At 44.7% G+C, this 11,347-nt stretch carries 10 protein-coding genes; 6 read left to right on the top strand and 4 right to left on the bottom strand.

Annotated elements, in window-relative coordinates; translation table 11 throughout:
- Positions 1-223: 223 nt before the first annotated feature.
- The 3 genes from QQL36_RS24050 to cysC form a co-directional block, all read right to left on the bottom strand.
- Positions 224-1,498 (bottom strand): Na+/H+ antiporter, encoded by a 1,275-nt coding sequence (locus QQL36_RS24050; protein WP_083729572.1) that lies wholly within the window; start codon positions 1,496-1,498, stop codon positions 224-226.
- A gap of 28 nt (positions 1,499-1,526) precedes the next feature.
- Positions 1,527-2,357: a sulfotransferase gene (locus QQL36_RS24055; protein WP_321567044.1), complete on the bottom strand. Its 831-nt coding sequence runs from the start codon at positions 2,355-2,357 to the stop codon at positions 1,527-1,529.
- A 172-nt stretch (positions 2,358-2,529) separates the two neighbouring features.
- A complete protein-coding gene (cysC, locus tag QQL36_RS24060; RefSeq protein WP_083729570.1) occupies positions 2,530-3,087 on the bottom strand; it encodes an adenylyl-sulfate kinase in 558 nt (185 codons plus the stop codon).
- 299 nt (positions 3,088-3,386) lie between these two features.
- Here cysC and QQL36_RS24065 point away from each other — a divergent pair, with 299 nt between their 5' ends.
- Genes QQL36_RS24065 through QQL36_RS24080 form a run of 4 tightly spaced genes read left to right on the top strand, consistent with a single transcriptional unit; the run spans position 3,387 to position 7,893 of the window.
- Positions 3,387-3,809 (top strand): hypothetical protein, encoded by a 423-nt coding sequence (locus QQL36_RS24065; protein ID WP_321567045.1) that lies wholly within the window; start codon positions 3,387-3,389, stop codon positions 3,807-3,809.
- Positions 3,810-3,828: 19 nt separating this feature from the next.
- Complete coding sequence (locus tag QQL36_RS24070) at positions 3,829-6,486, top strand: hypothetical protein (protein WP_321567046.1); 2,658 nt, start codon at positions 3,829-3,831, stop codon at positions 6,484-6,486.
- Positions 6,487-6,490: 4 nt separating this feature from the next.
- A complete protein-coding gene (locus QQL36_RS24075; protein ID WP_321567047.1) occupies positions 6,491-7,123 on the top strand; it encodes a DUF6250 domain-containing protein in 633 nt (210 codons plus the stop codon).
- Entirely contained in the window at positions 7,123-7,893 is a 771-nt protein-coding gene (locus QQL36_RS24080; protein WP_321567048.1) for a rhamnogalacturonan acetylesterase, read from the top strand. The genes QQL36_RS24075 and QQL36_RS24080 overlap by 1 nt, the downstream gene beginning before the upstream one ends.
- Before the next feature lie 70 nt (positions 7,894-7,963).
- On the opposite strand, the gene QQL36_RS24085 is transcribed toward QQL36_RS24080, so the two are convergent.
- Entirely contained in the window at positions 7,964-8,590 is a 627-nt protein-coding gene (locus QQL36_RS24085) for a response regulator transcription factor (RefSeq protein ID WP_083729565.1), read from the bottom strand.
- A gap of 529 nt (positions 8,591-9,119) precedes the next feature.
- Here QQL36_RS24085 and QQL36_RS24090 point away from each other — a divergent pair.
- Together QQL36_RS24090 and QQL36_RS24095 are read left to right on the top strand one after the other, a co-directional pair.
- Entirely contained in the window at positions 9,120-10,094 is a 975-nt protein-coding gene (locus tag QQL36_RS24090) for a sugar phosphate isomerase/epimerase (RefSeq protein WP_321567049.1), read from the top strand.
- A gap of 131 nt (positions 10,095-10,225) precedes the next feature.
- A complete protein-coding gene (locus QQL36_RS24095; RefSeq protein WP_321567050.1) occupies positions 10,226-11,278 on the top strand; it encodes a phosphatidylinositol-specific phospholipase C1-like protein in 1,053 nt (350 codons plus the stop codon).
- Positions 11,279-11,347 lie beyond the last annotated feature (69 nt).

Here is an 11,347-nt window from a genome sequence, read left to right on the forward strand (position 1 = left end):
TTAAATCATGCTTCCTGTGATCAATGCTTACGCCCATCGGGGTTAAGTTTCAACCATCTTACCTTTCAGGTGATTAAATCATGCTTCCTGTGATCAATGCTTACGCCCATCGGGATTAAGTTTCAACCATTTTACCTTTCAGGTGATTAAATCATGCTTCCTGTGATCAATGCCTACGCCCATCAGGTTTAAGTTTCAACCTTTTACCTTTCAGGTGATTAAATCATGCTTCCTGTAATCGATGCCTACGCCCATCAGGTTTAAGTTTCAACCATTTTACCAGCAACGGCAGTGTAAGCCCCTGCATAACAAGAGAAATAACGACGACCATTACTGCAATGAAAATAATGGTATCCCTTTGTGGGAATGGCGCTCCGCTATCCAGTTTCTCCGGCAGCGCCAGTGCGGTGGCCAGCGATACAATTCCACGCATGCCGGACCAACCTACAATGAGACATGTCTTCCAGTCCAGCAATGCTTTTTTATGCCTGTCCGTACCGGTTTTACGAAAAGTAAGGTAGTGCCTGTGACTCTCTAAAAAGATGCGTACCACGCGAATGGCAATGGTCACGAATACTATCAGGAAACTATACCCTATCAGTGGCAGGATCTGTATACTCTTTACATTATGAATTACGTAAGGAAATTCCAGACCGATGAGGATGAATACAAGTCCGTTCAGGATGAAAACGATAATATCCCAGAACGCTTTGGATTGCGCTTTTGTAGCAGCAGGAAAATACATACTGGTAAGTCTGGTCGTAAATACACCTAATACGACTACCGCGATCACGCCTGATACATGCAGGTCTTCCGCCAGTGAATACGTTACAAAAGGAAATAGCAATGTAAAGCTGATGGCTACAATACCATTCTGCCTGGTATGATGTAAAATGAATTGTAACAATTTTCCCGCAACAGCTCCTAGCAGCACCCCACCAGCAAGGAGCAATATAAATTGTCCGCCTGCTTTGTACCAGATAAATGAACTACCCGCTACTGCCGCTACTGCAAAACGGTAAGCGATCAGACCGGAGGCATCATTGATGAGACTTTCTCCTTCGAGGATGGTGAGTGTTTTGTGAGTGAGGCCCAGTCCCTTCGTGATACTCGTAGCAGCCACCGCATCTGTAGCGGATAAAACGGCTCCCAGCACGAAGGCTAACGGCCATGGCATCCCCATGAGAAAATGTGCCAATAGCGCAATACCCCCGGTAGTGATGAACACTACCGTAAAGGCCAGCGTATTGATGGTCTTACCATTATTTCTAAATTCCTGTACGTTGATATTACATGCCGCATCATACAGCATGGGAGGGAGGAATATCAGGAATACGATTTCCGGACTGATCGTGATCTGTGGCATACCAGGTACGAAACCTAGTGCAATACCCGCAGTAACGAGCAATACAGGATACGGTTTCTTGAGTTTATCTGCAAATGCTGAGAGTGCCATCATTACACCCAGTATAAGCATGATGATGCTGTAATTTTCCATGTGGCGCTAAAGCGCGCAAAATAACAAATTATTTTAATAAGCTATGTAATAATAACTTAGCCTGTAATGCTTCGGCTTCGGCCAGCAGACTTTTATCTTTTACATACGCCGCCACATCCCATACCTCACTCAGTAGTTTTTCTTTGTAAACTTTTGCAAAGTCGTGATAGTTTAAATCCAGCTGCCATTCCTTTGTGAGGTGATCAAAGATCTCCTGATTAGTAGCCGATAAACGCGTCTGATCTACCACGAGGTAAGTTCCTTCGGGTTGTAATAGTAGATGTTGATGTATCTCTTTATTATACAGGATCCATGTTTTAAGATAAGTTTCACTGTACGCCTGCAAAAGTTTCTTTTTGCGGAGATCTCTTTTGAAATATTTCCAGATAAATTGCCGGATGCCACCCTTTGCCGCATATTTCAGGTCTGTCTTTTTATGATGCCGGCTCACAAGAGAACTAACTACGCTGCGATAGTCTCTTAATATAACCAGGTATTTTGCATTCGGGAGAAATTCCCTGTAAGTGCGTAAAAACAGGCAGGTACGGGGATCTTTCCAGCCCCATTGCGTCTGTGCCTGTTGTTTTTTCTGTACCAGTGTAAGTAATGATTGTTGCTGCGCTGCGCTGATGTCGCAAATCGGTGTATCGATAGTGCCATCACCAGAATCAAAAAGCGCTAACAGAATTTGCTGGTGTGCTGTTACAAAATCAAGGTCCTCAAAATGTCCGTCTGTATTGCCGATGCCGGCACCTAAGAATTGTTCGCCCAGGTGCAGGCCGCACTTATGCAGCCATTGAGTGATCAATGAAGTGCCGGACCGGTGCATACCGGTAATCACTAAAACGTTATTATTCATCTTTGTTTATGCAGTTACTGCCTGGTAAAGCCTGGTTTGTGTTTGAATAGATGTCTGTATGAAATTGAACAACTCACTGGTGCAGGCCGCACTTATGCAGCCATTGAGTGATCAATGAAGTGCCGGACCGGTGCATACCGGTAATCACTAAAACGTTATTATTCATCTTTGTTTATGCAGTTACTGCCTGGTAAAGCCTGGTTTGTGTTTGAATAGATGTCTGTATGAAATTGAACAACTCACTGGTGCAGGCGGTTATTGTTTTTTCATTGGTTTTTAAGTGCAGGTCTGGCAATAACGGTACTTCGAAAGGATCGTTCACCCCGGTCAGGTTGCGCAGTTTGTCAGGATGGTTATCCGGCAGCATCGCTCTTTTGTAGAGACCTTTGGTATCCCGCTGTACAAGTTCTTCAACAGGACAATCTACGAATACTGTTTTCACCTGATCGTAAGCATTAGTCAGCTCCTCGCGCATGGCGTGGTAGGGATTGATCGCACTGATAATGCATATGATACCATGCCCGGAGAGGCGGCTGGCCACAAACCCCAGTCTGCGTATATTTTCGCAACGGTCTGCTTTGGAAAATCCCAGGTCTTTGCATAAGAATTCCCGGTAGTTGTCTCCGTCAATAATTTCGATCGGCGTGCCATAGGCCATCGCCTTTCTTTTTACACTAGTGGCAATAGTGGTTTTTCCTGCGCCGGAAAGTCCGCATAGTTGAATGATCATCGCATATTGAGTTTACAGGTTGACAATAAGCCGCAGATAATGGAATAAAAGGTTACATGGTGGGTGGATCGTAGATATTGGGGCAGATAGATGATAGTTCGCAATCAATATCCTTTAGCAAATTGGATATGGTTCTGTAAATTAGTAAAATCCTGTATAAATCCTTCCTGAATACGATAAATTTTTAAAAAGTATCGACAAATGGTAATTTGAAATGGTTGATGGTATAGTGTCAGTGATACATTTTTTATACATTTATGCCCGATTTACCACCACCACCTCCGGTAATTTTTACTTAAATGTATAAGTTAGTTGTATTGTTATGCCTATGTTCCACGGTTTTTGGGCAAAGAAACATGGAGTACCTGGACAGGGGAATAATGGTAGTATGTCATCAGCGGGATAGCGTATTCCTCAGCTGGCGCCTGTTAGCGACAGACCCCGAACCGTTGGCCTTCAACATTTATCGTGATCATCAGTTACTGAACAGACAGCCTTTACACAAGGCGACCTGCCTTACAGCGCCTTTGGCAGATACTGCTACAGATAGTAAATGGACCGTTGTGCCTGTGATCAATGGTCGTGAGTATCCGGGAAACGATAAATTTTTGTTAAAAGCACATATGCCTGTGCAGCAGTATCTCAATATACCTTTACAGCGCCCTGCTGGAAAGTATGCTTACATCGTCAGACCGAATATTATAATAAATGGAAAAAGGTAATCTTTCCCGGAGGGAATTTATGAAGCAATCGATGATTATAAGTGCAGGTTTTCCCGTAGCAGCGTCCTTACAATCGTGGATGCCGGGCAGTGTGCAGGATAATATAACCTTGCACTGGCTGGGAGATAAAGTGCCTCAGCTGAGTATAGGGGCTACCTGGGGTGTACCCTGGCCACAGGGCGCTGTGAGAAAAGAACATGGATTTGTATTGGAAAGCAAGGGGGCGGGTGTGAACCTGCAATCATGGCCACTGGCTTACTGGCCGGATGGGTCATTGAAGTGGACAGGGCATGCAATAGGAGCGAATAAAGGATTGACGGAACAGTTAGTATTGAAAAGAGTGACAAAAGCTGCTGCTGCTGGTTCCGGTTCTGTGAACGTGAAAGAAGCCTCCGATAATTTCGTTGTTGACAATGGTATATTACAATGTACCATTCAAAAAAATGGAGCCCCTTTAATCAGTACTATTTCTAAAAATGGGAAAGTGCTGGCGACAAAAGGAATATTAGTATTACAGGTGCAAAACGCTCCGGAAGCAGCAACGATCCATGATCATTATGAAAGCAATATTCAGGAGGTTCTTGTAGAACAATCCGGTCCGGTAAGAGCCGTAATCAAAATCACAGGGCATCATGTAAATACCACGCAGCGCTATTTATTGCCTTTTATTGTCCGTCTGTATTTTTATGAAGGTAGTGAAGCGATCCGCATCTTACACACGATCATTTATGATGGCGATGAACAGAATGATTTCATCAGTGGATTAGGAATTCGTTTCAATGTCCCGCTCGAAGGCGAAACTTACAACAGGCACATTCGCTTTACAGGTGAAAAAGAAGGCGTATTTGCCGAGGCCGTCAAAGGACTGACTGGTTTGCGCCGTGATCCCGGAGAGGCTACCAGGAAGGCTCAAATAGCCGGGAAAAAAGTAGAAGATGTATCTGCTATCAAAGACAATCTGAAATACATACCAGACTTTGGCGATTATACCTTATTTCAGCCCACCCCCGATGCATTTGAAATTCAGAAACGAACCAAAGAAGGTTACGGCTGGATTCAATCTGCCTATGGCCGTCGTGCATCCGGCACTGGCTATGTAGGTACACCTACGGGCGGTCTTGCATTCGGCATCCGCAACTTCTGGCAAAGCCATCCGGCACAGTTAGATATTCGAAACGCACATACTACTGAGGCAAGTGTGACCATGTGGTTATGGGCGCCCAAAGCAAATCCCATGGACCTGCGTTTTTACCATGATGGTATGGGACAGGATACTTTCGAAAAACAACGGGAAGGGTTAGATATCACTTACGAAGATTATGAACCCGGTTTTGGTACACCGATGGGGGTAGCCCGCACCAGCGAAGCACAGATATGGGTATTGTCCGCTACACCTGACAATGCTTATTTAAGCCAGATAGCCGGTTATATCCAGGACCCGGATACCATCGCCTGCGCTACCAATCAATGGCAGTTGGCCGGGGTATTTGGAGGTAACTGGAACCAGGCTGTTTCACCTTCTCCTACCAAAGAGCAAATGCTGAAACAACTGGATTTTTATTTCGACTATTATCGCCAGCAGGTAGAAGACCGTCATTGGTACGGCTTCTGGAACTATGGCGATGTGATGCATACCTATGATAGCGACAGGCATGTATGGCGCTACGATGTAGGCGGCTTTGCCTGGGATAACTCAGAACTGTCTACAGACCTCTGGCTCTGGTATTACTACCTGCATACCGGCCGTAAAGACGCCTTCCGCATGGCAGAAGTTATGACCCGGCATACCGGCGAAGTAGACGTACATCACATTGGCAGATTTGCCCCCTTAGGCTCCCGTCATAATGTACAACACTGGGGATGTAGTGCAAAACAGTTACGTATTGCTACCGTTGCCAACCGTCGTTTCTATTACTACCTCACCGCTGATGAAAGGGTAGGAGACCTCATGCAGGCAGAAGTGGATGCTGCTTTTACACTCCGCACGATTGTTCCCGGTCGTAAAATAGGCCAGCCGGTAGGTGATCCGGATGGTAAATATGCCGGTGTTGGATTTGGTACGGACTGGGGCTCACTGGCGGCAGCCTGGCTCACCGAATGGGAACGACATGGTACGCCATTGGCAAAGGATAGATTACTCAACAGTATGCAGACCATCGCTGCTCAGCCACATGGTTTCTTTACCGGGTCTGCAGATATGGAACTGGCTACAGGCAAATTCCTGCCTGCACCTGCTGATAAGATCTCCGTTTCTCACCTGAGTGCTGTATTCGGGTTGCCAGAGATCTGTATGGAACTGGTGGCATTGATCCCCATGCCGGCATTTGAAAAAGCATGGTTACAATATTGTACCTTATACAATGCGACCCCTGAAGAACAAACTGCTGTATTAGGGAAATCGCTGGGCAAACTAAACCTCAGACAAGGGCATGCACGCCTCACTGCATTTGCAGCCCGTGTAAAACAGGATAAAAAACTGGCAGCCCGTGCATGGGAAGAATTCCTGGGTGGAGAAGCCGGTATTAAGAAGATGTCTGCCAGACTGGATGCCGTGAATGGCCCCGCTGTATTACACCCTATTGAAGAAGCCCCCGGTGTATCTACAAATGCGGTGGCGCAATGGGGATTAACGGCAATGGCTATGTTAGACCTGGCAGGTAATGCTTACAATGAATAATACAATGAAACAACTACTGATATTATTACTCTTTTCTCAAATGGCCATGGGGCAAAAGATCCGCTTTACATCCCCGTTGGATACTACTTTGTGGAAAGCGGAAATAGCCCCTAAACCAGGCTCCCGTGTATATACAGCAAAGGGTAAACTGGTATTGGATACCAAAGGCGGGGTCACCGTATGGCTGAATAAAGAACTGAGTGGCAACTTCACCATTGAATACAAAAGAACCGTTGTAGTAGACGGTGGTCCGAATGATCGCCTCTCTGATCTGAACATGTTCTGGATGGCACAGCATCCCGGTTTTCAACGCCATGGTATACTGGAAGAATACGACTCCCTGCAATTGTATTATGTAGGCATGGGCGGCAATACCAACAGTACTACCCGGTTTAGGAAATATGAAGGCACCGGCGAAAGAAGATTGATACAGGAATATGCAGACAGCGCACATTTGCTGAAACCCAATCATACTTATACAATCAGGATCGTTGTAAAAGACGGTACGACCAGTGTGTCCGTAGATGGGGTCAAATATTTTGAATACGCTGATCCTCAGCCATTACATAAAGGTTATTTCGGGTTCAGGTCTACCTGGTCCAGACAAGTAATTAGTGATTTTAAAATTTATCAATAATGTACAAACTGTTGTTAACTGTTATCACCGCTGTTTTTTTAATGATCGCCGCGCCGCAAAAGCCCACCTTGTACCTGATAGGAGATAGTACCGTTAAAAACGGGAAAGACAAGGGAGACGGAGAGCTGTGGGGATGGGGGCATTTTATCGGCGACTATTTTGATACCACAAAAATTAAGGTGGTCAATCGAGCCCTGGGAGGTACCAGTAGCCGTACTTACAGAACTAAAGGTCTTTGGGATTCTGTATTGGCAAAAGTACAACCCGGTGATTACGTCATCATGCAATTTGGTCATAACGATGGTGCGCCTTTGGATGATACAGCCCGTGCCAGGGGAACGATCAAAGGTATTGGTGATGAACAAAAGGAGATCTATAATCCTATCACACAGCAGCAGGAAGTGGTGCATAGCTATGGCTGGTACCTGACGCAGATGATCAAAGAAGCGAAGGCAAAGGGTGCTATTCCTGTAGTATGCTCACCCATCCCACGCAATGTATGGAAGGATGGAAAAGTAGCGCGCAATAATGATGATTATGGCTTATGGGCAAAGCAGGTGGCAGAGAAAGAAGGGGTGACTTTTATTGATTTGAATACTTTGATTGCAGATGTATATGACAAGGAAGGTGAGACAAAAGTAGCGGGTACCTATTTTGGGACCAAAGATCATACGCATACCATTGAAGCGGGAGCAAAGCTGAATGCAGCAGAAGTGGTAGCCGGAATAAAAGGAGTAAAAAAGTTGAGCCTGAACAAATTTCTAAAGTAATCCTCCTGCCTTTTTCTAAAATAATCTTCCTGCCCTGCCGGGAAATTTTCCGGCGGGGCTAACTTTTATATTAAGAATACAATTGTACTTTCTCTATCATTTCCACGATATTCGACACCTGTAGCTTCTCACAGATCCGCTTTTTATAGGTACTGACTGTAGATACCTGCAGACTCAGTTTATCCGCAATATCTGCTACACTTAACCCTTTGATGAGCAGTTGCATAATATTGCTTTCCCGGTTAGAGAGGCGGTCCAGCGGATTGATGTTATTTTTCTTCCTGGTGATATTATTAAGCAGGGTCTGCTTCAGTGCAGGGCTTAGGTATTTCTCATCTCTGAGCAGGCTCTTTGTGGCATTTTTGATTTCTTCTATGCCCATTTTTTTGGAGAGGAAACCATCCGCACCAGCTTCGAGGTAGCGCCAGCCGAAAATCTGTTCGTCATAACTGCTAAAGATGAGGATCTTAATATCAGGATGCCTTAAGCGGATAACATCCAGCATCTGGTGATTATTACCACCAGGCATGTCGATGTCCAGAATAACAAGGTCAAAAGGTTTTGAGGACAAGATTTTCAACGTATCTTCAAAACTCCCCGCTTCACTTACATGAACATCTTCTATGGATTTTTGCAAAATGAGGGTTGTTCCATAACGTACAACCTCCTGATCGTCTACTACTAAAATGTTAGGCATATAGAGATATTAGGTAAATATACGGGGTAACGCGTAAAGATCAAAACCCGGAGGCCTTTTTTTGTAGTAAAAATTCTACAAGAGATTACAACTCTTACTAACAATTTGCTATATGAAGATATATAATTTTGTTTCATGTGATTCGGTACAGTTTGTGAATGCAAATTTTTAAACAGCTATAACCTGGGGCAATCCTTTCATTTACAAAATCATCACTTCACCAGTTACTAAGAGAAGTGAACAAGCCACGCAAGAGGCGTGCTTTCTTTTTTCCAATCAACAATTTTATTTTAAACAGTGAACAATAAGTGATTGAGCAGCTTAAGTTGCTCAAAATGAATATTACCTATCCTATATCCCTATCCTACGTACGAACAAGGGGGCTTTTCTGTCTGGCCTCGGACTGTAAAAGCCCCTTTACCATTTCTCCTTTTGGCCAATTTTTTGTACATTCATTTTTCAGTGCTTCAGAAATAAGCACTACCATGGATACTATTCTTATGCCACGTTAAAAAACTAAAACATCATCATGAGCTCTCGGAGAATTTTTATGCAACAAGCCGGCCTGATCGCCGCCGGACTTATGTTGAACCCGTCGGATATCTTCAGCAGAAGTCGTGCAAATACTGTAACTAAGATCGGTATCCAGTTGTACACGCTGCGTGATCAGCTGACCAAAGACGTAAAAGATACTATCCGGAAAGTGGCTAAAACCGGCTACAACCATGTGGAAACCTATTATGGCTATGGCGGGCCAAAAGAACCGGCAAAGTTCTGGGGGCTGGATCCTAAAGCGCTGAAAGCGTTGCTCACAGAGAACAAACTCACTACTCACAGCGGACACTACCAGTTGAATGACTACCTCACCAGGGGCAATGGCAACGACGACGCCCTGAAGGCCCAGCTAGAAATCGCCGCTACCCTTGGTCAGCAGTACCTGGTAGTACCCGTACCGCCCATGAACCTGATCGCCAGCCTGACAGGAGCAGATTTTCAGTTCATGGCTTCCCAGCTGAACAAAGCAGGTGAACTGGCTAAAAAATCCGGTCTCAAAGTCGGCTACCATAACCACTTCTGGGAATTCAAACAACTCCCCGACGTAAAAGGAACAGGTTACGATATCCTGCTCAAAGAAACCGATCCGGCACTGGTGGTACTGGAACTGGACATCTTCTGGGCAGAGAAATCCGGCATAGACCCAGTAGCCCTTTTTAAGGCGCATCCGGGCCGTTTCGCCATGTGGCATGTAAAAGATATCGACAAGTCAGCCGCGGGCAAAATAACCGGTCCTGGTGAAGACGGGAAGGGGTTGAAAGACCTGATGAGTGAAATCAAATTTGCAGAAGTTGGAACGGGCACGGTAGATTTCAAAAAGATCTTTGCCAATGCCAGTGAAGCAGGGGTAAAATATGCATTTGTAGAACAGGATCAGATCACTATCGATCCTTTTGTAAGTATTAAAAAGAGCTACGACTATGTAAAGTCCAACCTTTTAGTACGATAATAATATGATTAAAGGGGAGGCCCGTCCTTCCCTTTAATAACACAAAGGTGTTATCTGATAATAGTTTCTTAATATACTCCCTCAAAAATAATTTAAACCTTTGTCTGTAGAATAATCAATTAACCTGACAGATGAAAGTAGCCATGATTGCCTTAATGCTGGGCCTTACAGCATTCGCATTTCCCGGGGAGGATAATTTACCGCTGAACAAAGTCCAAAGTATCGGATCCCACAACAGTTATAAGATCGCTATCGATCCAAAAGTAATGGAAGTCATCCGCCAGCATGCCGGCGAGGGTGCCAAAGGACTGGAATATACCCACATTTCACTGGAACAGCAGCTGGACCTCGGTCTGAGAGGCCTTGAGCTGGACGTATACGCGGATAGCGCTGGTGGAAAATACCTGCATCCCTTTGTATTGGAACAATTAGGTTTGAAACCTGTATATAACACTGATGTGATGAAGGAGCCAGGTTTCAAAGTGTTTCATATGCAGGATGTGGATGTGAACAGCAATTGTCCAACCTTTAAAATAGCGCTGGAACAATTGAAGAACTGGTCCAATGCGCATCCGGATCATTCTCCTGTATTTATTACTATGAATGCGAAAGATGAGATCTCCAAACGTCCGGAATTCACCAAACCAGAGCCGTTTACCCCCGCAGTATATGAGCGCCTCGATAAAGAAATTATCGATTATTTAGGAAAAGATAAGCTGATCACACCTGATGATATCCGTGGCAAGGATAAAACACTGGAAGCTGCTGTCCTGAAAGGACATTGGCCTACTGTAGGACAGGCAAAAGGGAAGTTTATTTTTATCCTCGATGAGAAGGATCCCAAAATGTCCGATTATATGCAGGGACATCCTTCACTGAAAGGACGGGTGCTATTTGTAAACGCACCTGCCGGAAAACCGGAAGCGGCGATTATGATCATCAATGATGCAATCAAAGACCAGGAATTAATTAAACAGATGGTCGCTAAAGGATATATCGTTCGCACAAGAGCAGATGCCGATACAAAAGAGGCAAGAACAAATGATTATACAAGATACAAAGCCGCCTGTGAGTCAGGTGCCCAGATTATTACAACTGATTACTACCAAAAGAGTACCTTATTCCCATCCGACTATATCGTGAATTTTGGCAACAACGAGTATAGCCGGAAAGATATCAGATAATCTTATTGGCAGCTTATCCGGCTGGCGTAGCCGCTTTTATCAGCAGTTTATCAGCAGTTTATCAGCAGT

This window comes from Chitinophaga sp. LS1, from assembly GCF_034274695.1.
In the GTDB taxonomy this organism is placed as follows: Bacteria; Bacteroidota; Bacteroidia; order Chitinophagales; family Chitinophagaceae; genus Chitinophaga.